Raw genomic sequence first — 22998 nt, forward strand, 5'->3', positions numbered from 1 at the left:
ACTCTCTCATCACCTTTAATCATTGAGTAATCGCTATGATCCCAGTTATTTTATCTGGCGGCTCAGGTACGCGCCTGTGGCCGCTTTCAAGATCTCTCAAGCCAAAACAATTTATATCGTTACACGGTGATTTGAGCTTGTTTCAAGCCACTTTAGATCGAATAAAAAATCTATCTACAGAGGGCGAGAGCTTAAGTCCTCCGATCATAGTTTGTAATGAAGATCATCGTTTCATCGTGGCTGAGCAAAGCAGATCTCTGGATATAAAGCCACAAAAAATACTGTTGGAACCCGCTGCACGAAATACCGCCCCCGCTATAGCGGCCGCGACACTGGCTGCCTTGGAGGACGGGGATGATCCTATCCTTTTGGTTTTAGCCGCAGACCATGTCATCACCGACATTAACGCTTTTAAAGCTTCCCTTGCGTTGGCCAAGGTGGAAGTCAACAAGGGGCGAATTGTCACTTTCGGCGTTGTACCTACTAAGCCAGAGACTGGTTACGGCTATATCCGTACGCAAATTGACACTGCCGAAGGCGTTGCGCACGTCGATGCTTTTGTAGAAAAGCCCGACCTGGAAACAGCACAAAGCTACCTTGCTCAAGGAAATTATTTCTGGAATAGCGGAATGTTTATGTTCCGCGCCTCCGTCATGAAATCTGAATTGGAACGCTTGAGTCCTGACATCGTTGTTGCCGCAGAACTTTCTCTCTCCAACGCGGCGCATGATCACGACTTCACAAGGCTCAATCAAGTGGACTTCGTGAACGCGCCCAATGTGTCAATTGATTATGCGGTCATGGAAAAAACCAACATCGCGTCAGTCGTTATCCTCAACTCCAGTTGGAGCGATCTTGGCGCATGGGATTCGGTTTGGGAAGCGGGCCTGAAGGATGAAAATGAAAACTGCATACAAGGGGATGTGTTGCTGCAAGGCGTTACCAACAGTTATGTCCACTCCAGCCATCGTCTAGTCACTGTTTTAGGTATAAGTGATGTCGTTGTCGTCGAGACTTCGGACGCAATATTGGTGACGACCAAGGAGCACTCTCAAGACGTCAAGAAAATAGTGTCTGAACTCACTAAAAACAATCGAGTCGAGGGCGCTAGCCATCGTGAAGTCTATAGACCCTGGGGAAAATATGACTCAGTAGACCAAGGTCATAGATACCAAGTGAAGCGAATCACCGTCAAACCTGGGCATAAACTTTCTGTTCAACTTCACCATCATCGGGCAGAACACTGGATCGTGGTATCAGGCACCGCAAATGTGCAAATCGGTGACAAACAGGTGTTACTGAGCGAGAACCAATCCACCTACATACCCATTGGGGTTGTGCACTCTCTTGAAAATCCAGGGCGAATCCCCCTTGAGTTGATAGAAGTTCAATCGGGTTCCTACCTTGGCGAAGATGACATTGTTCGTTTTGAAGATCGTTATGGCCGCCTCGAGCTCATTTAAAGGAGTATTAAAATGAATGTTACTGTTTTTGGAATAGGCTATGTGGGCCTGGTTCAAGCGGCTGTACTTGCTGATGCAGGGCATGACGTATGTTGTGTTGACGTCGACGCTATTAAAGTCGAGAACCTGAAGAGCGGGATTATTCCGATCTATGAGCCTGGATTAAGTGCTCTCGTAGAAAAATGCCATGAAGCAGGGCGTTTACATTTCACCACCGATGCAGCACGCGGCGTGCATCATGGTGACATCCAGTTTATCGCAGTGGGCACGCCTCCAGACGACGATGGCAGCGCTGATATAAAATACGTGTTATCCGTTGCAGCGACCATCGCGCTCCACATGACGGAGACTAAAATTATTGTTAACAAGTCTACTGTGCCTGTCGGTACCGCAGATAAAGTAAGAATGAAAGTTTCCGACGTATTGAAAACTCGGGACCTTGAGGTGGAATTTCACGTTATCTCAAACCCCGAGTTTCTGAAGGAAGGTTCTGCGGTAGCAGACTGTACTCGTCCCGATAGAATTATCATAGGAAGTGATAGTCGCTACGCCGTGGACCGGATGAGGGAGCTCTATGAGCCTTTCAACAGAAACCATGAAAAAATAATCACAATGGACATCAGAAGTGCTGAACTGACGAAGTATGCGGCTAACTGTCTGTTGGCAACAAAAATTTCGTTCATGAATGAAATGGCTAATTTCGCCGAACGATTGGGCGCAGACATTGAGGCCGTTCGTAAGGGCATTGGCTCTGATCCAAGAATTGGCTACGACTTTATCTACCCTGGCTGCGGCTATGGCGGCTCCTGCTTCCCAAAAGATGTACAAGCCCTGGAGCGCACAGCGTCGTCGATCGGCTATAAAGCGACGCTTTTGTCAGCTGTCGAGGAAGTCAACAGACGGCAAAAGGAACATCTATTCGAACATATCCAACATCACTTCGATGGGCAGTTGGAGGGAAAAACATTTGCGATTTGGGGCTTGGCTTTCAAACCCAATACGGATGATATGCGAGAAGCATCCAGCCGCGTCTTGATTGAGCAGTTGCGTAGCGTTGGTGCCAGAATGCAAGCCTTCGACCCCGAAGCTATGGCCGAAACGCAACGAATTTATGGAATGAAAGAAGACTTGCTTTTAATGGGTACCAAAGAAGCCGCGCTTCAAGGCGCTGATGCTTTAATCATTGTGACAGAATGGCGCGAATTCAAAGCCCCTGACCTGGACTTGATAAAGGACAAACTGAGTACTCCTGTCATATTTGACGGCCGTAACATATTTGATCCTCACCGCATGAAAGCCAATGGATTCGACTATTATGGTATAGGTCGTGGGCTGTCGGTAAGGCCAGTCATTTAAAGCTGTCCAGGCCACTGAAAGCGCCATAGTCCCTCTTCCATACTTGGTCCGTGTCCTGGAATGAACAAGTCCAGTGGTCAAGAGCCCGGATAATGCTGACCATTATTAACAATGCCTCAGCGCGCTGGAAGGTTCGCGCTCAACGATGAGCGTTGAAAAACGGCTAACGCCAGGCAAATTCCCTCGAAAATCCGCAAAAATCGCATTCTGACCTGGTTTCCAGGTGATCTGCGCAGGCTTTTTGGCGAATGTTGGCCACTGGTTTAAGTTATCGACGAGTGAGATGATTCTGAGGAGGCTACGTGCGTGATCCGACAAGATCTTTCTGCAGTTGTCATTGCCTCTTCATCTCCGTTCCATCCCTGCTCCCTTATTATAGAATTCTATAAGGGTTTAATATCGAGAAGGAGTCTGATATGAAGAAATTACTTTTAGCCAGCTTGCTGGCTGTCATGAGTACCGCGGCGTTGGCAGCGGATGAACCGGTGAGCGATACGGTGAGCACAAGCGAGCCACTGTCGTTGAACACCCCGCTGGTCGGGGGTGTAACTGTCGCCGAAACCGTGGTGATCGGCGCGGCTGTTGTCGGCGCTGCAGTGGCCGCTTCAAACTCTGGGGGCAGTTCCAATGGCGGTACCTCTGGAACGGGCGGCACCACCGGTACGGGTGGTACTACTGGTACCAACTAATACCCCGCGAAGTGTGTTGTACAAGATCACTCAGAACTTTCTGGGTGATCTTGTTTTAGACTTGCCCTCGACTAGCGTAGTGCCATTATGATCCGTAGGTTTTCTGTTGTTATGCTGGCAAGTATCAGCTTGTCCGGCTGTATGTTTTCGCCTGGTCAACACATGGACACCAGTCAAATGGTGAGTGACGGCTCTCCGGAGAGTAGCCGTGTGGAACTTATTCCCATCACCCCTAAATTGATTGCCATGGATGCCGCCACACGCGTACGCGAATCGGTCCCCTCGGAGTTGTTGTCTTATACTTCGGGCGGTTATCGCGTGGGTGCCAACGACCTGTTGTTTATTACGGTCTGGGATCACCCGGAGTTGACGGCGCCTTCCGGGCCGCAACAGCAAATCGATGCCAACGGTCGCCTGGTTCGTCCGGACGGCACGCTGTTTTATCCCTACATCGGTAATATTCCGGCGGCCGGTAAAACCATCGAAGAGTTGCGAGCTTTTATCGCCGAGCGCTTGTCGCAATTTGTCGAAAGCCCTCAGGTCGACGTCAGCGTATTGCGCTTCGCCAGCCAGACCGTGGTGATTTCCGGTGCGGTGATCAAAGCCGGCCAGCAGCCGATCACCACCACCCCGTTGAGTGTGGTGGAGGCCATTGGCGCGGCCGGTGTGGACCCGACGAATGCAGACCTGTCAGGCCTGACGCTGACCCGCGACGGGCGCGAGTACAAGCTGGATCTGGACACCCTCAATCGCCAGGACTCGCAGCTGCAGGGCGTCTACCTCAAGGGTGGCGACCGACTGTACCTGCCTTACAACGATCTCAAGCGGATCTATGTCATGGGTGAGGTCAATCAGCCCCGCGCGCTGAGCTTCAAGAGCAAATCGATCAACCTGACCGATGCCCTGGGCACTGTGGGGGGCTTGAACCAGACCACCTCCAATGGCAACGCGGTGTACGTGATTCGCGGTGCGGATAACCTGGAAACCGAACCGGCCAAGGTATTCCAGCTCGATGCAGAATCGCCTTCCGCTTTGGTGCTGGCCACCCGTTTCGACTTGCAACCGCAAGACATCGTCTATGTCGGCCCGGCCGGCGTGACGCGCTGGAACCGTTTGATCACCCAGCTTCTGCCTACCGCCAGTGTCCTCGGGACCGGTGCCAGCTCGGTTAACGACCTCAGCGAAGCCAACAGCAGATAAGGCTCTATCCCGCCGTGAAAATTTTGCCTACCTGTGCCTGTCTGACGATGGCGCTCTTGCTGTGCGGGTGTAACCCGTTGATGAGGGCCTCCTGGGACACCCTGGAATCCTCCGTCACAGGACCTGCCTCCATCAACTTGACCCGCGCTCAGGTCGACGCCGTGCCGTATCCGCAGATCCTTGTCACCACTACCTCCAGCGAGGGGGTGATGGCCATGGCTCGCCGGCAGGGCGGCCTGCAGTTCTGGGTCGCTTCTGGCAAGCAAGTACTGATGATGCGCGACGGTCTCGTGGTACGCACCGTGGGGCTGGGCGTTTCACTGGATGGCACTCGCTTCAATGATGAGTCGCCGTTCAAACGCGGCCTTCAGCATTTACCCAACGGCTATACCAGCACGCGCTGGATCGACATCTATGACGGCAACCGTATCGGTATCGCCGTCAACAGCCGTTTCAGCACCCACGATATCGAGACCATTCGCATTCTGGACAAGGATTACGCCTTGCTGCGCATCGACGAGCAGGTGGATGTACCCACCCTGAATTTTCGCGCCACCAACCGCTTCTGGATCGACCCCCAGGACGGTTTCATCCTGCGCAGCGAGCAGCACCTGACGCCGCAGCTATTCCTGAAAATCGTGCAGGTACGCCCTGATCGGGGGGCTGCCCGGTGAAGTGTTCGAACCTTGTGTTGCTGGGCTTGTTCTTGATGGGGCCGGGCGTGAGCCAGGCAGCCGTGACAGTCAGCGGTGATGTGCGCAGCCCCGGTCCCATCGACGTCAAGCCCGGTGCACGTTTGATGGACGTCATTCGAGGCGCCCAACCCAACGCCGAAAGTTACTGGCTGGGTGCAGCATGGCTGCACCGCTCGCTGGAGGATCAGCAAGCACGTTTGAAGGCAGGCGTCCTGTTCGATCTGAAACTTCTGCAGCGGGGTGCCTTGCTGGATGGCAAGGGCACGCGAGCAGATTTGAGTGCGCGCCTGTATGAGCAGATCGAGCGACTGCCGGTCACTGGGCGCCAGGTTGCAGTGCTCGACCCGATCGCCGTGGAAGTGGGCTTCGCTCGCAACGCATTGCTGGATGATGGTGACCGTCTTGTTTATCCCGCGCGGCCGTCCACCGTGGAAGTCCTCGGGGCAGTCGCGCAGCCCTGTCATGTGCCTTACCGCGCCCTGCAGGAAGTCCGTGCTTACGCGCAGGACTGCCCCATCCTCGACGACGCCGAGCGCGATTACCTGTGGCTGATCCAGCCCGACGGCCAGGTCAGGCGCGTGGGTGTGGCGGCATGGAATCGCGAGGATGGCATCGTGGCTGCTCCTGGCAGCAGGATCCTGGTGCCGATCAGGAGCGATGACCTCGAGATGCCGACCCCAGAGCTCAATCAACAACTGGCCGAGTTTCTCGCCACTCAACCCTTGGCTGAGGTGGCCCCTTGAAGTGCCCGTTGACGTTACGTTTTGCTGCTGTATTGATCCTGCCCTGCGGAATGGTTCACGGTGAACCGCGTTATACCCAAAGTGATTTTGGTGGCGTCGGTCTATTACAAACGCCCACCGCGCGCATGGCCCCCGCGGGAGAGTTGAGCGCTACGGCCAGTCGTACAGATCCTTACACCCGCTATGCTTTTTCCCTGCAGCCGTTTGATTGGCTGGAAGGCTCGTTTCGTTACACTGCGATCACCAACCGCAGGTACGGCACCGAAGAGTTGAGCGGCGATCAGAGCTTCAAAGACAAGGCCATCGACATCAAGGCGCGGCTTTGGGAAGAAAGTCACTGGGCACCGCAGGTCGCCGTCGGTGCTCGGGACATTGGCGGTACCGGGCTGTTTTCCAGCGAGTATTTCGTCGCCAACAAGCGTTATGGCGACCTGGATTTCAGCCTCGGCATTGCCTGGGGCTATCTGGGTAATCGAGGGGATTTCAGCAACCCGCTGGCGGTCTTCGGCAGCAAGTTCAACGACCGACCAGAGAGCTCGGCGGTTGTCGCCAGGGCAGGGGACGTGAATACCAACGCGTATTTCAGAGGCCACCCTTCGTTGTTTGGTGGGGTTGCCTATCAAACGCCGTGGGCACCGCTGAGCCTGAAGCTCGAGTACGAGGGCAACGATTACAAGAATGAGCCGCTGGACAACTCGATCAAGCAAGACCTGCCGATCAACATCGGCGTGGTCTACAAGCTCGCGGACAGTGTCGATCTGAGTGCTGGTTGGGAGCGTGGCAATACGGCGATGTTCGGTATCACCCTGCACACCAACTTTGTCAGCCGCAAGGCACCGACCAAGACGTACGACCCTCCCGCCGAGCCGTTGCCGGCGCAGGAGCCGTCGACCCCGGCTGACCAGGTCAACTGGGCCGATGTCTCCAACCGGCTGCAGCAAAATGCCGGCTACAAGGTGAAACGCATCACCCAGCGTGGCTCGGAGCTGATGGTATATGGCGAGCAGTCTCGCTATTTTTATCCGTCCAAAGCCGTCGGGCGGGCGAGCCGGATTCTCGATAACAGCGTCAATCAGGACATCGACTGGTTCACTCTGGTGAATCAGCGTTATGACATGTCCATCGAGGAAACCAGCGTACCGCGGGAAACGTTCCGCGCGGTCGTGAACAATGACCAGCCGCTGAAGGATCTGCACCGTACGACCGAGGTCAATCCAGCGACTGCGCACCGGGAAACCACGCTCTACACCCAGGCGCTGGAGCCGTTCAGTTACGGCCTCGGTCTGGGCTACAAACAGAACATCGGCGGTCCCGACGGGCTGCTCTATCAGTTCACCGCCGATGCCGACGCGGAGTACCGTTTCACCCGCAATACCTGGTGGAGCGGCTTGCTCAGTGCCAACCTGCTGAACAACTACGACAAGTTCACCTACGATGCGCCGAGCGGGCTGCCGCGAGTGCGCACTGATCTGCGCCAATACATGACCACCTCCGATGTGACGATGCCGACGTTCCAGTTCAACCATGCGGCGCAGCTGGATCGGGATTGGTACGGGATGGTCTACGGCGGCTATCTGGAATCCATGTTCGCCGGCGTCGGCAGCGAAGTGCTGTATCGACCCACGGGGAAACGCTGGTCGGTGGGTGCAGACCTGAACTTCGTGCGTCAACGGGACTATGATCAGGGCTTCGGCCTGCGTGACTACAAGACCGTGACGGGCCATGTCACCAGCTATACTGAATTGCCCAATGACATGCTTGCAGCGGTCAGTGTCGGGCGTTATCTGGCGCGGGACTGGGGCACCACCGTGGACTTGTCGCGGGTGTTCAAGAACGGCGTGAAGTTTGGCGCCTGGGTCACGCTGACCAGCGCGTCGAAGGAGGAGTATGGCGAGGGCAGCTTCGACAAAGGGATCTATGTTTCCATCCCGTTCGACGAGTTGATGAGTACCTCCACCATGCGTCGGGCCAACATCGTCTGGGCGCCACTGACCCGCGATGGCGGTGCACGCCTGAGCCGAGCTTACTCGCTGCAAACCATGACCGACGGACGTGATAGCGACCTGTTCTACAACAACTTCGAGAAAATTACCGAATGATCACGTGGCTCAAAGGCTTGGTCGAGTTGCCGTTCTGGTTCCGGGGCCTGGTCTTTGCCTCTGTGACCGCGATTCTGCTGTTCGCGGGTTTGCGCTCTCAGCCGATCCCGGAGCTGTTCGTCGAAGAAGACAAGCTCCATCACTGGATCGGCTTTCTGGTCTTTGCGTGCAGCTGCCGCCTGGCCTTTCCCAATGTGAAATTCCGCTGGATCGCCGTGGGGTGTTTGCTCACCGGTGTACTCATCGAGGCCGCGCAAGGTTTGATGCCGCTACGCACGGCTTCGCCCTACGACATGCTGGCAAATACTGTCGGCGTGTTGATGGGGTTATTGATTTCCAGGTACTGGGTGCGCTGAAAAAGCCGCGAAATACCAAGCAGTCTGTCGGTATGTTGCAACCGTAGATCCCTCTCTCTATCCCTCTCCAGCAACACCTCTCTTGCCGATGGCGCGAGTACGGTCGACTTGCTCGACCTGCTCGACGCATTGAGCATCCATCCCCACTCATGTCAGTCAGCCAAGTCGCAAATCTGTAGCAGCTGCCGAAGGCTGCGTTCGGCTGCGTAGCAGTCGCAAAATCAGAACTTGCGGTGCGTCGGATAGACCGCGTCAGCCGGACGACTCACGACTGCTACGCAGCCGAACGCAGCCTTCGGCAGCTGCTACAAGGAGTGCGTCACGGCTGAAATTGCGTACTGACTGGCATTGCTCTGTCGACCGTTCAATTGGGATCAACGTGGGATGGGATATGAGGCGGTGGGGCGGGGGTGTTTGGGGTAGTCAGAAACCTGACTACCCCAGGCTACAACCTTGTCAGCAATACGCTGAAGAATAGAAGGGATGAACGTCGCAGCGGTTAATAGATGTCCTTGGAAAAGAGCGTGAAGGGGGTCTTGATCAGGATCTTGATGTCGAGCCACAACGACCAATTGTTGATGTAGTTGAGGTCGATCTCCACACGCTTCTGCATCTTGTCGAGGGTCTCGGTTTCGCCACGGCAGCCGCTGATCTGGGCGAGCCCGGTGATGCCCGGTTTGATTCGATGGCGGGCCATGTAAGCCTGGATCTTGCCGGTGTAGTAGTCGTTATGGGCGATCGCATGAGGCCGCGGCCCGACCAGCGCCATATGGCCTTGCAGCACGTTGAAGAACTGCGGCAGTTCATCGATGGAGGTGCGTCGTATGAAACGGCCGACCGAAGTAATGCGCGGGTCTTCACGACCGGCCTGGCGTACCTGATGGTCGTCGTGCAGGCGCATGGAGCGGAACTTCCAGACCTTGATGATCTTGCCGTTCCAGCCATGGCGCTCCTGTTTGAAGATAATCGGGCCCGGCGAAGAGATCTTCACCGCGACGGCGATCACCAGAAGCAGCGGACTGAAGCCGATCAGCGCCAGGGCGGCGAGGCTGCGGTCGAGCAGGGTCTTGCTCAGCGCCGCTGTCGGGTAACTGGTCAGTGGGCTTTCATTGAGGTGGATGGCGGGCTGGCCATCCAGTTCACTGACGGAGTGATTGAGCAACGTCATGCTGCCCAGGTCGGGAACCCAGACCACATCGACATTCGAGTCAAGAAGGTCGATATACAGCGCTTCGACTTGTTTGGCTTCACTCAAGGGCAGTGCGATGTATAACCGCCGGACATCGTGCACCCGGATCAGCTCACGCAGCTCCTGCAACTGACCCACGATTCTGTGGGCATTGACGTTGGTAGACAACTCGTTGGGTTTTGAGCTGATCAGGCCGACCAGCGGCGGATATTCGGTTTTGGCCAGCTTGTCTGCAAGATTCACCGCCAGTTGGTCAGTGCCGATAATCAGGGTGTTGTTTTGGCTGTGCAATTGCCGATGATAGTGCCTGGAAAAACTGTGCAAAGGCAGGTACAGCAAGGCCTGTACGCAATAACCGGCCACAGCCCAGACCAGGATGATCTCCCGGGAGAACAATTCGCTGGTTTTGCTGATAAAGCCGATGCTGGTCAGTCCGGTCAGCGTCAGCAGCCACCCCAGCAGCAGTCGACCCAGGCCGGTGAGGTAGCCATGCTGTTTGTGATAAACCAGCAGCAGGGAGTAGGAAGGGACCGAACCCAGGAAAGTAAGCACCGCTAGCACACGGTAATGGGCCTCTATTTCTCCTGTCTGATAGAGCGCCAGAGCAAATAACAGCGTGTTGACCGAAGTAATGGCAATTATCCATTGCCCCCAGAAAGTCAGTCCTTTGGATATGCTGTTTCGATTAATACGATTATGTACCATCGCGGTGTCCCTCGGGCATGCGCCACGTTGTGTATCAGTCGACGGTTAATAAATGGCAGCCACGCACAAAGGCTGAGCGAACGCGGTTCAGTCAGAAGTTGTTTTTATTATTAGAAGGGAATAACGCGGGCTTATGGCTGGCCATCCTGGCGTTGTTTTCAAGTCAGCTGATACGGTTGTCTCAGTGTCAGGTTTTTATACTAGTACCTAAATCTCCGTGTGTGTCTGACGAATTATAACGGCCATACTTTCAGAGGGCCTGTTATAAAAGGTCGTGCTCTTTTGTTAGGAGGATATCGCTCAATCGTCTATATAATTGCAGCATTCGATAAACGTTTGTCGGGTAGGCGAGGGGTGGAGCGAAGTGGGCGCCACGGGAGAGTTTATGGCGACAGTCAAGATATGCGGTGCGAGGAGGCAGGTGGTGGGTGTGGGTGTATCAAGTAGAGTGGAGAATCGCGTTTATTGTTATTATTTTTGCGAATTCTCGCTCAGTAAGCGACTCTTATCCTCTGTGCCAGGCAGTAGCCACGGTTTCTAACCGAGCGGACCAGCCGTTCTCCATTGGCTGCCGTCTTGAACTTTTTCTGCAATCGACTCAGGCACATTTCAAGGCCGCTATATTGTTCCGGGTCTTTGTCGATGCGTAGAATAAGATCGTTTTTGCTGAGTACCCGTCGATCGCTGAGGACCAGTTGGGTGAGCATTAACGATTCGGTACCGGTCAATGGGATAGTGATATCTTCTTTGACCAATGTTCGATCGTCAGCATTGAACCACCAGATATCAGGGTTGCCCTGGAACTCTTTAACCCGACTGACTGCCGAGATGAACTCCTCGTCGGCCACCGGTTTCTTGAGAAAGCCATCAACACCGAAGTGCGAAAAGTGATGGAGTTCCGAAGGTTCAGAGTTAGGCGTTATGAGGATGATTTCCGCATCTTTTTGATTTTTACGAATGAAACTGACATCGCTCAGCGATATGTCCGCCTGGTCGAGCAGGATGTGCGTGAATCGACTCTTTCGGATGCGTTCGCTGCTGAGTTTACCTGACTCGATTTCAAAAGATAAATACAGGCGTTGTGCGAGAAGCGATTCTATTGCTTGTCGTGCCAGTTGGTCTCGGGTGAAAATCAGAAAGCTGTTATTCGGCGTATTCACAATAAGGTTCCTTCCTAGTCTGGTGAAGTTTTCAAAACTTAAATAAGCTCGGTGGGTGAGTAGTACCTCCCCTGGAAAAAGTCGAAGGGCATGCTGCGAGCCAGTGTGTGTAGTGCTTTGTGCTCCACGCGGTCCGCCACGAATTTGATCTTGCTGTCATGGATCATGCCGCTCAGGCAGTCGTAAGACCTGTTGAAAAAATCCTGGCTGTTTTCGACCATGATGTCGAAATTGGATTTGGTCAGGTCCACTTTTATGTAATCGAAGAGGGCCAGGCTGATCAGTTTTTCGGTGCTGTCGTCGCTTAAATCATAGCCATCAAATGCGATCTCGATCCCATTGTCTTTTAATAGGTGAATATGATTGATAATGGTTCTTTTTTCTTTCAGGTTGAACGACAGGAACGAACTGCTGTTAATGCTGGGGATTAGCTGTTGCTCATGCTTTTTGAGTATCGCTTGAGCATCGTTCATTTCCTTGATGAGCGCTTTATCCAATAAAGCAGATTGACTCATGGTCACGAACAGTTTGTTTGGCGCCGGTGCGGAATGGGAAGGCATGGCCTCAATCTGCGAGAGGGCATTCAATTGGATCCGAGTCAGGACTTCGTAATAAGTCGCCAGTGGATGATCGGAATGCAGTTGCTGATACCCCTTGTTCAGAGGTGTCTCCTGTTTGGTCGCCTTGGCATAGATTTCGCTGCCGAACAGTTCATCGTTTCGTTTCAGAATCGATTGCCTGAAAAATACCAATGCGAAATTTTCGTGCACGATAGCTTGCCTGCTGGGCTCCATTGCCTAGTCCTTTAAGAGTGAAAGTTTGTTTGATTGACTGAGACGACCCCTCGAAGCAGTCGATAACCATAACCACGAACACTGTGAATGATGTTAATTCCAAAGTGTTTTTTGATTTTATTTCGAAGCCGGCTTATGGATTTCTCCAGGACGCGTGAGTCGTAGAGTTTTATATTCAAGCCCATGGATTCGGCCATGCTATCATGGTGTAGGATATTGCCTTCTGCGTTAATAAGCGCATCCAGGGCTTTCATTTCCTGATAGGCCAGGTCCAGTTTGTATTCATCGTTGTACAAGTGCAGGCAAGTTTGGTCCAGGGTCAACTTGACACTGGGCTGCCATTCAGGAGCTTCGAGCAACTCTGAGAGTAACCTGGCTTTTTCATCCTGATCGTTAGGTACATTGATGCAGTGATCGGCTCCGGCCAGGTAACATTCAATTTTAGTGTGCGGAGAACGATAGTTAATTGCAACGATAATGGACAGTTCTGTCGGGTTTGTACGTAACTTCTTGATCAGCGCCAGGCAGTCATTAAGTATGGAGGGGCTTTCAATATCGATCAGTACGGTATCGAGTGTTTGCGTTTCGATATCCAGGCTTGGCGGGTTTGGATAGTCTAATGTATAAACATGTGTGAGATTGGGTACAAATAATTGTCGAAGTTTCTCTGTCGAGCGCCAAGTGCGCCCAATAGCGAGAATACCCCTCTGGCTATTTTCGGTTTTGCTCTCAGTACTCATCGTGTAAATTACTCATATGTGCTGGCGTTGCAATCTTAATACACAAAATACTGACGTTATCTGACTTTTTATAACATTTTCCGTCGTGAACACACGTCACTCCACCCTCGGTAGTTTTAGCTGATTCAATGACATAGGCAAATGCCGTGGCTTAAGCCCATTTGATTTGTGATATCGGGCTTAGTTGGTACGCCCCTTTCAGTCGGACTAGGCTCTTTAGGTTGACTTTTCTATAAGCAATACAGATGCGATGGCTAATTGCCCATCTCGCTGCAGAACGAAGCACAACTGATGAAGCCTTGCGTATGAACTGTGCGGGCGTCCGCTTTTGCGAAAATTGGAGTTGATTTATAAGGATATTCCACGGTGTTCTAGGGTGATGTAGGTGCACGTTGGGGAGGCGATCAGTACAACGATCGCCTCTTTTTAGGGCGAATGGGAGGGAGGCTATATTAATTGAGACTTTTTGCATTATATTCGTAATATTTAGGTCAAGGGGTGGAATTTGTGGACGTGTAGTTATTCTGTTTGGCTATTGAAAAAAATCCCCAAAGTTGATATTAAAGCGCCAGTAAATTCTATGTACTAACCGGGTGTAACCCGGTCACTGATCCTTTTCGCAATTAACCATCCACGCCACGCCAAACCGATCGACCAGCATCCCGAAACGTGCCGCCCAGAACGTCGCCTCCAGCGGCATTTGAATACTGCCGCCTTCTGCCAATGCAGCAAACACCCGTTCAGCCTCCGCCACACTGTCGACATTCAACGAAACCGAACAACCGCTCATTTTGGTGGTGGGGCGATCAGGTGTGGTGTCCGACCCCATGATTGCCTGGTCTGCGACCAGCAGGCGCGTATGAATGATCAGGTTATGACAGTCGGTTGGAACATGGTCGCGAGCCGGAGTTTCGCCGAAGGTCATCATTACTTCTATCTGGCCTGGCAGGCTTTGGGCGTAGAACGTGAAAGCGGCCTTGCAGTCGCCATTGAAGATCAGGTAGGGATTGATTTTCATGTTTTTGCTCCCGGTTATGGAGAGGGCACATCGGCTGGACGTTCAGGTTCGTCCTCGAATCTCGATGGGCATCGACTCCCCATATCAAAGCGCTAAAACGTAGCGAGTGAGGGTGTTTTTTTAGATGTTTTTACGATGGGCCTGGCCAGCCTTATCGCATCCTGTCCCCGTAGAGCGGATGGCTCATTCCACGTACTGTAGAACCTGCCGCGCTCCTCCGACATCCGCCACCGAGTCCATCACCCTATGCCTGTCCTGACCCGTTTTGCCTCTTTGCTCGACCAGGCGAGACGTGCCTTGTTGCTGGTCTGGGGAACGTCCCGTGGGCTGTTTCTGGGGCTGGTACTGGCGACCCTGATTGCCGGTGTGTTGCCGGCGCTGGCGGCCTGGTTGGGGCAGCGGATTGTCGACGCCGTAGTCACCGCCATGCAGTTGCACACTCAGCAAGGCAGTGCGCCGTTATGGCCGGTTGTGCGGTATGTGCTGTTTGAAGCGGGCGTGCTCGCGTTGCTGTCCGGGACACAGCGCGCACTGTCGGTTCAGCAATCGCTATTGCGGGTGCAGTTGGGGCAGAAGGTCAACACGATGATTCTGGAGAAAGCCCAGACGTTATCGTTGGTGCAGTTCGAGAATTCCGAGTTCTACGACAAGCTGGTACGGGTGCGGCGCGAGGCATCGACCCGGCCGCTGGCGCTGGTGATGAAGTCGCTGGGGCTGATCCAGAACCTGATCGTGTTGATCAGCTTCGGTGTCTTGCTGGTGCATTTTTCGCCGTGGGCACTGGTGCTGCTGGTCGTTGGGGCGTTGCCGGTGTTCTTTGCCGAAGCGCACTTTTCCGGGGATGCCTTTCGCCTGTTCACGCGCCGGGCGCCGGAGAGTCGGCAGCAGAATTACATCGAAACGCTGCTCTCCCATGAGGGCTACATCAAAGAGGTGAAGCTGTTCGGCTTCGCGCCGCTGCTATTGAAGCGTTATCGGGATACGTTTGCGCGTCTCTATGCCGAAGACCGGCGCCTGACATTGCGTCGCGATGGCTGGGGTTTTGTACTGGGATTGCTGGGCACCGCTGCGTTTTATCTGGCCTATGCCTGGGTCGTGGTCGATACCGTTCACGGCAGTATCAGTCTTGGGCAAATGACCATGTACCTGGTGCTCTTCAAGCAGGGGCAGGCCGCGGTGAGCAGCAGTTTGAGCGCGATCAGCGGTCTCTACGAGGATGGCCTTTACCTGTCGAGCCTCTACGAGTACTTGGCCGAACCGGTTATTGCCGATAGCGGAAGCCTTACCGTGGGCGCGGTGCCCGGCGATGGTTTGCGTTTCGAGAACGTCGGTTTCCGTTATCCGGGGGCGAGCCACGCCGCTTTGCAGGGCATCGATCTGCACCTGCTGCCGGGCCGCAGTGTCGCCCTGGTAGGGGAAAACGGGTCAGGCAAAACCACGCTGATCAAGTTGCTGACTCGGCTGTATCGTCCCGATCAGGGCCGTATTTTGCTGGACGGCAGCGATTTGCAGTCCTGGGACGAAGAGGTGCTGAGACGGCGCATCGGCGTGATCTTCCAGGATTACATTCGCTACCAGTTCTCCGTGGGCGAGAACATCGGCGTGGGCGATACGTTGGCGTTCAACGATGAAATGCGTTGGCAGCAAGCGGCCGCCGAGGGCATGGCCGCTCCCTTTATCGAGCGCCTGGATCGCGGTTACGCCACGCAATTAGGGCGGTGGTTTGCCGGTGGGCAGGAGCTGTCCGGTGGACAATGGCAAAAAATCGCCTTGTCTCGCGCTTACATGCGCCGTGACGCCGATATTTTGATTCTGGATGAGCCAACCTCGGCCCTGGACCCGGCGGCGGAAGCGGCGGTGTTCGAGCATTTCAGTCAACACACCGAAGGCCGCATGACGTTGCTGATTTCTCACCGCTTCTCCAGTGTGCGCAATGCCGACCACATCATCGTGCTCGACCAGGGGGCGATCCTTGAGCGAGGCGATCACGACAGCCTGGTCGCGGCGGGTGGGCGTTATGCGCAGTTGTTCAACGTGCAGGCTCGTGGTTATCGGTAGCGCCTTAATTCCCACAGGGGATTGTGCCAGCCAGCGGGCCGTTTTTTGTGCCTGGTGATACGGACTAATGTGGCGAGGGGGCTCGCCCCCGTTGGGCTGCGAAGCAGTCCTGAACCCTGACACCACAGTGAATCAGGCACACCGCATTCACTGGCTGGGCGACTGCTGCGCAGCCGAACGGGGGCAAGCCCCCTCGCCACAAGGTGTGGGGCTTCACGGCATTTCCGGCAACTCTTGCGGCCGCAAATCAAACACCAGTACCTCGGCATCCACGCCGTTGCTCAAGGTCAGCACTTGCTCCTCACGCACCCGCACCCCATCACCTTCCTGCAACTGCACGCCGTTCAACTCGACACTGCCACGCGCCACATGCACATAGGCGTAACGATCGGCGGCCAGTTCCAGCGTGGCGCTTTCCTTGCCATCGATCAGGCCGGCATACACCCGTGCATCCTGCCGAACTTTCAGCGAACCGTTCGCCCCATCAGGAGAGATGATCAGTTGCAAGCGCCCGCGTTTTTTCTGCGTGCTGAAGTGCTCTTGCTGGTAACGCGGTTTGGCGCCGCTAACCTCTGGCACGATCCAGATTTGCAGAAAGTGCACCGGTTTGTTCGCCGAATGGTTGAACTCGCTGTGAGCCACGCCGCTGCCAGCGCTCATCAATTGCACGTCACCGGGGCGGATTACCGAACCCGTGCCCAAGGTGTCCTTGTGTTCCAAAGCACCTTCGAGCACATAGGAAAAAATCTCCATGTCGCGGTGAGGATGCTGACCGAAACCTTTGCCGGCCGCCACGCGGTCGTCGTTGATCACCAGCAGGTCGGAAAAACCCTGCTCCCGCGGGTTGCGATAATTGGCGAAGGAGAAGGTATGGAATGACTTCAGCCAACCGTGATTGGCCGCGCCGCGATCCGAAGCTTTACGAAGGGTCAGCATGATGAAATCTCCTGTCAGGACGTGAATTCGTCCGAGTGAGGAGAAGGTTAATGTTTACAGTTTGGTGCAATAAGTAGATGAAAATTGAAATACTGTCTCTTTCAAGTTGACAGTTATTTGCGCGGATTCACGTATCCTTATTGTTACACTTGGCCATAATGCCGGGCGCGATACTTGTGGGAGCGAGCCTGCTCGCGATAGCGGTCTTATAGTCACCATCATCGTGAATGTGAAACCGCTATCGCGAGCAGGCTCGCTCCCACAAGGGGTTGGTGTTCGGTGCAATGGTATTAAACAGTTCTCTTTTAGTGACCTTGAACCCATGAAAACCGTGGCAATGGTGCTGTTCCCCGACTTTCTTCTGCTCGACATGGCCGGTCCCATGGAGGTGTTTTCCATCGCCAATCGTTATCTGGCACCAGGCGACCGTTACGAGCTGTCGACCATTGGCACCGAGCCGGGTGCGCTGCGAGCCTCAAACGGCGTGAATGTTCAGGCCGATTTGCACATCGATCAGGCGAACGAACGCTATGACTTGTTGCTGGTGCCGGGCGGGCCGGGGGCCTACAACGAAAAACATCCACCGTTGCTGGCCTGGCTTCAGGGCGCCGTCACCCGGGCGAACCGTTATGGGTCAATCTGCACCGGCGCGTTCGTGCTCGGGCATGCCGGGCTGCTGGATGGCTATCGCGTGACCACTCACTGGCATTACACCGAGCGCCTGATCAAGGGCTTCCCCAAGGCCACCGTCGAGACTGATCAGATTTTCGTGCAGGACCGCAATCTCATCACCTCTGGCGGTGTCACCGCTGGCATCGACTTGGCGCTCGCGGTAGTTGCCGAAGACCATGGCAAGAAGGTCGCCCAGGACGTTGCCAAAGTATTGCTGGTGGTGATGAAGCGCCAGGGCGGGCAGGCGCAGTTCAGTCCGTTGATGGCGGCAGTCGCACCCCATGAAACGCCGATCACCCGGGTACAGAATCATGTGCTCGAACACCTCGATGAAGCATTCAGCATCGAACGCATGGCCAGTCTGGTGAACATGAGTGCGCGGCACTTCGCCCGGGTTTTCGCCCGGGAAGTGAACATGACGCCGATGGAGTTTCTGCAAAGCGCGCGCATCGACTGCGCCAGGAATCTGCTGGAAACCAGCGACCTGCCGCTCAAGACCGTGGCCTATAAAAGTGGCTTTGGCAGCGTGCGGCATATGCGTTTTCTGTTCAGTGAAAAGCTCGGCCTGACCCCCACTCAATACCGCGAACAGTTCAGTTAGGGGGCGTTGTCCGTCACGCGCACCGTGATGGCCGTGACGCTCCTCCCGTGGCCGTTGTACCGACACCCATGCCTGCCAAGATACCTGTGAACTCTTTGCCATGGAGGTGCGGGAACCTGGATGGGATGGGCGCGAGGGGTTTTGCAGTACCTTGAGCCGGGCCAGGTTTTCAGCGCATGAAAGTGCATGAACAGCCTCAGAGATATAAAAAGCGATGCGGTGCTGCGGTTCGGGCCCTACGCGTTTCACCTGCGTCAGCGATTGATCCTGGAGGTTGATCGCCCGCTGCGCATGGGCGGACGAGCCCTGGATATTTTGCAGGTTTTGGTCGAACGTGCCGGCTCGGTGGTGAGCAAGGATGCCCTGATTGCCCACGTCTGGCCGACCTCGGTGGTCGAGGAAATCAACCTGCGCGTGCACATCGCCGCCCTGCGCCGGGCACTTGGCGATGGCCAGAACGGGCAGCGTTACATCGTCAATATTCCCCAGCGCGGCTACAGCTTCATCGCCCCGGTACAACGCGATGGGACAGGCGCGCCGGTGCCGGTCGAGACTGTACACAAGCCTCTGCACAACCTGCCTGCGCGGCTCACCCCGGTGACCGGTCGCGACTCGATCGTCGGCAGTGTGGTCCGGCAGTTGCCGGTTCGACGTCTCATGACCTTGATTGGTCCCGCCGGCATTGGCAAAACTACCGTGGCGTTGCGCGTGGCCGAGCTGCTGTTGCAGCACTATCACGACGGCGTCTGGATGGTTGATCTGGCGGCCATCGATGACCCGGCGCAACTCGTCGAGCATCTGTCGCGCACACTGGAACTGGACGTCGGCGGGGGGGCGCTGGAGCAACGGCATGCCTTGGTGGTGCTCGACAATTGCGATCACCTGCTCGAATGCTGTCGGGCAGTGGTGGACAATCTGCTGGCCTCGGCGCCACGGCTGTCGATCCTCGCCACCAGCCGCGAACCCCTGCGAGCGGTGGGAGAAACGCTGCTGCATATACCGGCCCTGGCGGTGCCGCCGGCCTCAGCGATATACAGCGTGGCCGAGGCCATGGATTATTCGGCGGTGCAGCTGTTGGTCAGCCGCGCCCGAGCTCGTCAGCAAGGGTTTGCCCTGCGCCAGCAGGATCTCAAGGCGGTGCGCGAAATCTGTCGGCGGCTGGATGGCTTGCCCCTGGCCATTGAGCTGGCGGCGGCGCAAATCGATGCACTGGCGCTGGTGGGGTTGCAAGCGCAACTCGGCAACTGTTTTCAGCTGTTGAGCCAAGGCCGGCGTACCGCCGTGCCACGGCATCAGAATCTCAAAGCCGCACTGGACTGGAGCTATGAACGGCTGAGCCCGTTGGAGCAGATCGTGTTGCAGCGGCTGGCGGTGTTCAAGATGGCGTTCACCCTGGACGCGGCGATTGGCGTGATCAGTGGCGCGATGCTGTTGCCCGCAAGCCTGGTCAACGTGGTGGAGAGTCTGGCGAATAAATCGCTGCTGTCGGTGGAGCAGGGCAGCGGCGTGACCCGCTACCGTTTCCTCAATACCACGCGCGCCTACGCCCTGGAGAAGCTCGAACACAGCGGTTACTTGCGCGCCTTCGAACTGCGTTATGAACGCTACATCGGCCGGGCCCACTGGACATCAGTCGGGCAGGTCGCGCTGCAACTCGTCGAGTAACCGCCGGACTTTTATCAGGTCCGGTGTGGCGAAGCCTTCGGTGAAACGCTGGTAAATCGGCGCCAGCAGCTCATGGGCTTGCCGGAAGTGGCCCTGACGCTGCCACAGCAGGGCCAGTGATGTTGCGCTGCGCAGTTCCCAGGCCAGCGCTCCCTGGGTTTTTGCCACGGCTAACGCCTTGAGCAGCACTGCCTCAGCCGCACTGACCCCGGTCGGGCAATCCTCGGTCAGCAAGGCGTCGGCCCGGGCGCGCAGAATTTCCGCGGTGCTCCAGCCCGCCGCGCCGTTTTCGGCCCGTTCCAGCAACGCGTCATCGATGAAACGGCTGTCCAGCGTGACCATGATTTCCTTGATTAACCCGGTGTTCGCTTGCGGTGACGTGGGCGCATCGGCGCCCTCGATCACCTGCGCGTAATGTTTGGCCCAGGTGTAGAACAGCAACACCGAGTGTTTCTTCGCCTGCTCAAGCAGCAGGCTCAGGAGTTCGCGAGCGACCGAGGTGTCGCCGTTGTAGTGGGCAATCAGGCAACCGGACAGTGCCAGGGTGTAGCAGATGGACGTGCCGTGATCGATCTGGATCGCAATATCAAGCGCCTGCCGCGCGGTTCGCCAGGCTTTTTCCGGGTTCCCTTGCAGCCAGAGGATACGCGCCAGAATCGTCAGGGCCGCAACGCTCTGGTCGTACTGCACGCCAAAGCCGTGGGTGAAGCGGTTGAGGTGACCGCTCTGGGCCAGGCGCTGAATGACCTGCTCGCCATTCTCCCGCGCCAGTGCCTGATCCCCGGCAAAGTGCTGAGCCAAGACCCGCAAGCGGTGAGTACTAAGGGACAATACCGCATCGCCGTGCAGGCCCAGTCGGTCGAATTGCCGGCTCTGTTCCAGGGCCATTTGATAGTTGCCGCAACTGAGGTTGACCGCCATGTGCCCCGAGACGGCTCTGAGCTGACCCACCGCATCGTCGCACTGTTCGGCCAGATGTTTGGCGCTGACGAACGCTTCGATGGTCTCAGTACTGCCGCCCTGAGTGTGGTAGCAAGAGCTGCCGAGGGCGAGTTTCAAGGTCATTTGCAAGCGCGGGCAGGGGTGATGCGTCGCTTCGAGCAATGCCAACGCTTTGCGCACATACACGCCGTGCTCCTTGAGCAGCGACAGTTCCTGCCAGAGCGGCGTCGAGGTCGCGACGAGGCGGATGGCCAAGGCCTGGGGCCCTTGAGCGTTCAAGCCCCAATCGAGTGCAGAACGGATGTCTTCCAGATTGCGGGCATAACGCTCGGTCCAGCGATCGCTGGAGATGTGCTCCCAGTCGTTCTGGGCTTGCTGCATCAAGGCCAGGCAGCGTTCGGCGTGGCGCTCGCGGGTGTCCGGCAGCTCGTGGGCCTGGGCGAGTTTTTCCAGTGCATAGCCGCGCGTGGTGTCGAGCAAATGGTAGAACACCTCTTCGTCGCCGACTTCCACGTTCAGCAACGACTTGGCGACCAATTGGGTGATCGAGGCGAACACCACGCCGGGTTCAATGTGTTCACCGACAATCACGGCGGCCGCCGACTCCAGGGTGAAGGCGCCCTGGAACATACCCAGTCGACGCAGGCAGGTTTGCTCACAGGCGTTGAGCAGTTCGAAGCTCCAGTCCAGCGTCGCGCGCAGAGTCTGATGGCGGCCCAAGGTCGTTTGGCCGCCTTGGGTGAGCAGGCGAAAGCTGCCTTGCAGTTGCGACAGCAACCCACTCAATCCCAGACTGCCCACTTGCGCTGCCGCCAGTTCGATGGCCAACGGTATGCCGTCCAGACGCCGGCAGATTTCAATCGCCAGCGGCAGTTCGGCTTCGCTCAGTTCGAAGCAGTCGTGGCTGGCCATCGCCCGTTCGACAAACAACTGCAGCGCCGAAAACGTCAGGGCCTGGGCGCGGTCGAGCACGGCGATGGGCGGCGGGCAGTCCAGCGATTCCAGGCGCTGCACGAACTCGCCTTCGGCCCGCAGACTCTCGCGGCTGGTGGCCAGAATATGCACTTGGGGCGCCGCGCGCAGGATGCTTTCGCTGAGTAAAGCAATGGCGTCGATCAGGTGTTCGCAATTGTCGATGACCAGCAGCATCTGCCGTTCGCGCAGGAGCGTGGCGAGACCGTTCATGGGTTCGGCGTCGTGCAAGGACAAATTTAGCAGCGCTGCCAGGTGCGCGGTGATCATCAAAGGGTCGTTGATCGGTGCCAGGTCCAGCAGGCGAATGCCGTCTCGGTAGCGGCCGATCAATTGTTCGGCAACGCGCAGTGCCACCGTGGTCTTGCCGATTCCGCCGGGGCCCACGAGGGTGATGAAACGCTGCCGCGCCAGTTGGGTTACCAGGCTGTCGACCAGAGCCTGACGACCGATCATGCGAGTTCGACGGATCGGCAGGTTATGCCGGCTCGGTTCATTTTCGACGCTTTTCGGGCTTTGCTCGACTTGCGTCACAGAAAACGGCGCCACAAAACTGTACCCGCGTTGGGCGACGGTGATGATGTAGCGCTGGCCGGCCTGACCGTCACCGAGGGCTTTGCGCAGCGCCGCCATGTGCACCCGCAGGTTGATGTCTTCCACCACGCTTTTGGGCCAGACCCGGGCGATCAGTTGCTGCTTGCTCACCACATGCCCGGCGTGTTCCAGCAGGATCAACAGAATGTCCATGGCCCGCCGACTCAGGCGCAAGGGCTGGTCGGCCTCCATCACCAGGCGTTGTCCGGGGTAGATCCGGTAAGGGCCAAAATGGATGGCCTGTTCGGGAGAAAGGGTCAACGGGTCACTCCTGCTTGCATCCGTCTATCACGCGGTATCCGGGCATATTCCTCAGGTTTTTTCGGCAGCGCAACGCAGCGTCGAGCACCT

18 protein-coding genes are annotated in these 22998 nt (G+C 56.1%); 11 read left to right on the forward strand and 7 right to left on the reverse strand.

The features are described 5' to 3' along the window. Window positions 1–35 precede the first annotated feature (35 nt). From JFU11_RS05950 to JFU11_RS05985, 8 genes are all read left to right on the forward strand, one after another. The gene (locus JFU11_RS05950) at window positions 36–1463 is read left to right on the forward strand and encodes a mannose-1-phosphate guanylyltransferase/mannose-6-phosphate isomerase (protein ID WP_123721058.1); all 1428 of its coding nucleotides are present in this window, start codon (window positions 36–38) and stop codon (window positions 1461–1463) included. 12 nt (window positions 1464–1475) lie between these two features. Beyond that, on the forward strand, window positions 1476–2819 hold the full coding sequence (locus JFU11_RS05955) for a UDP-glucose/GDP-mannose dehydrogenase family protein (protein WP_123721059.1): 1344 nt from the start codon (window positions 1476–1478) through the stop codon (window positions 2817–2819). A 416-nt stretch (window positions 2820–3235) separates the two neighbouring features. Beyond that, window positions 3236–3508, forward strand: coding sequence for a hypothetical protein (locus JFU11_RS05960; protein ID WP_038978349.1), 273 nt, complete (start codon window positions 3236–3238; stop codon window positions 3506–3508). Between the two features lie 87 nt (window positions 3509–3595). Next, the gene (locus tag JFU11_RS05965) at window positions 3596–4708 is read left to right on the forward strand and encodes a polysaccharide biosynthesis/export family protein (RefSeq protein ID WP_201121242.1); all 1113 of its coding nucleotides are present in this window, start codon (window positions 3596–3598) and stop codon (window positions 4706–4708) included. Between the two features lie 14 nt (window positions 4709–4722). Further along, window positions 4723–5382, forward strand: coding sequence for a YjbF family lipoprotein (locus tag JFU11_RS05970; protein ID WP_342032645.1), 660 nt, complete (start codon window positions 4723–4725; stop codon window positions 5380–5382). Then, window positions 5379–6146, forward strand: a complete 768-nt coding sequence (locus JFU11_RS05975; RefSeq protein WP_123721063.1) for a capsule biosynthesis GfcC family protein — start codon at window positions 5379–5381, stop codon at window positions 6144–6146. Before JFU11_RS05970 ends, JFU11_RS05975 begins: the two co-directional genes overlap by 4 nt. 8 nt (window positions 6147–6154) lie before the next feature. Next, window positions 6155–8245: a YjbH domain-containing protein gene (locus JFU11_RS05980; protein WP_201121262.1), complete on the forward strand. Its 2091-nt coding sequence runs from the start codon at window positions 6155–6157 to the stop codon at window positions 8243–8245. Then, the gene (locus JFU11_RS05985; RefSeq protein WP_123721065.1) at window positions 8242–8601 is read left to right on the forward strand and encodes a VanZ family protein; all 360 of its coding nucleotides are present in this window, start codon (window positions 8242–8244) and stop codon (window positions 8599–8601) included. Before JFU11_RS05980 ends, JFU11_RS05985 begins: the two co-directional genes overlap by 4 nt. A 499-nt stretch (window positions 8602–9100) precedes the next feature. On the opposite strand, the gene JFU11_RS05990 is transcribed toward JFU11_RS05985, so the two are convergent. From JFU11_RS05990 to JFU11_RS06010, 5 genes are all read right to left on the reverse strand, one after another. Continuing rightward, window positions 9101–10495, reverse strand: coding sequence for an undecaprenyl-phosphate glucose phosphotransferase (locus tag JFU11_RS05990; RefSeq protein ID WP_123721066.1), 1395 nt, complete (start codon window positions 10493–10495; stop codon window positions 9101–9103). A 491-nt stretch (window positions 10496–10986) separates the two neighbouring features. Next, on the reverse strand, window positions 10987–11655 hold the full coding sequence (locus JFU11_RS28310) for a winged helix-turn-helix domain-containing protein (protein WP_201060059.1): 669 nt from the start codon (window positions 11653–11655) through the stop codon (window positions 10987–10989). A 38-nt stretch (window positions 11656–11693) separates the two neighbouring features. After that, a complete protein-coding gene (locus JFU11_RS06000; RefSeq protein WP_123721067.1) occupies window positions 11694–12449 on the reverse strand; it encodes an EAL domain-containing protein in 756 nt (251 codons plus the stop codon). A gap of 11 nt (window positions 12450–12460) precedes the next feature. Further along, window positions 12461–13189, reverse strand: a complete 729-nt coding sequence (locus JFU11_RS06005; protein ID WP_201060060.1) for a winged helix-turn-helix domain-containing protein — start codon at window positions 13187–13189, stop codon at window positions 12461–12463. Between the two features lie 604 nt (window positions 13190–13793). After that, a complete protein-coding gene (locus JFU11_RS06010) occupies window positions 13794–14207 on the reverse strand; it encodes a VOC family protein (protein WP_201060061.1) in 414 nt (137 codons plus the stop codon). A 246-nt stretch (window positions 14208–14453) separates the two neighbouring features. On the opposite strand from JFU11_RS06010, the gene JFU11_RS06015 reads away from it, so the two are divergent. Further along, entirely contained in the window at window positions 14454–16265 is a 1812-nt protein-coding gene (locus tag JFU11_RS06015; protein WP_201060062.1) for an ABC transporter ATP-binding protein, read from the forward strand. Window positions 16266–16478: 213 nt separating this feature from the next. On the opposite strand, the gene JFU11_RS06020 is transcribed toward JFU11_RS06015, so the two are convergent. Then, window positions 16479–17201: a pirin family protein gene (locus JFU11_RS06020; RefSeq protein WP_201060063.1), complete on the reverse strand. Its 723-nt coding sequence runs from the start codon at window positions 17199–17201 to the stop codon at window positions 16479–16481. 322 nt (window positions 17202–17523) lie between these two features. On the opposite strand from JFU11_RS06020, the gene JFU11_RS06025 reads away from it, so the two are divergent. Both JFU11_RS06025 and JFU11_RS06030 read left to right on the forward strand, forming a co-directional pair. Continuing rightward, a complete protein-coding gene (locus JFU11_RS06025) occupies window positions 17524–18474 on the forward strand; it encodes a GlxA family transcriptional regulator (RefSeq protein ID WP_123721072.1) in 951 nt (316 codons plus the stop codon). A 186-nt stretch (window positions 18475–18660) separates the two neighbouring features. Then, window positions 18661–20139 carry a winged helix-turn-helix domain-containing protein gene (locus JFU11_RS06030; protein WP_201060064.1) on the forward strand — a complete coding sequence of 493 codons (1479 nt, stop codon included), beginning with the start codon at window positions 18661–18663 and terminating at the stop codon, window positions 20137–20139. Here JFU11_RS06030 and JFU11_RS06035 read toward each other — a convergent pair. Then, window positions 20104–22908, reverse strand: coding sequence for a winged helix-turn-helix domain-containing protein (locus JFU11_RS06035; RefSeq protein WP_201060065.1), 2805 nt, complete (start codon window positions 22906–22908; stop codon window positions 20104–20106). The two genes, JFU11_RS06030 and JFU11_RS06035, sit on opposite strands and share 36 nt — an antisense overlap. Window positions 22909–22998 lie beyond the last annotated feature (90 nt).

Origin of the sequence: Pseudomonas sp. TH37, from assembly GCF_016650735.1 — a bacterium.
Lineage (GTDB): Bacteria > Pseudomonadota > Gammaproteobacteria > Pseudomonadales > Pseudomonadaceae > Aquipseudomonas > Aquipseudomonas farris.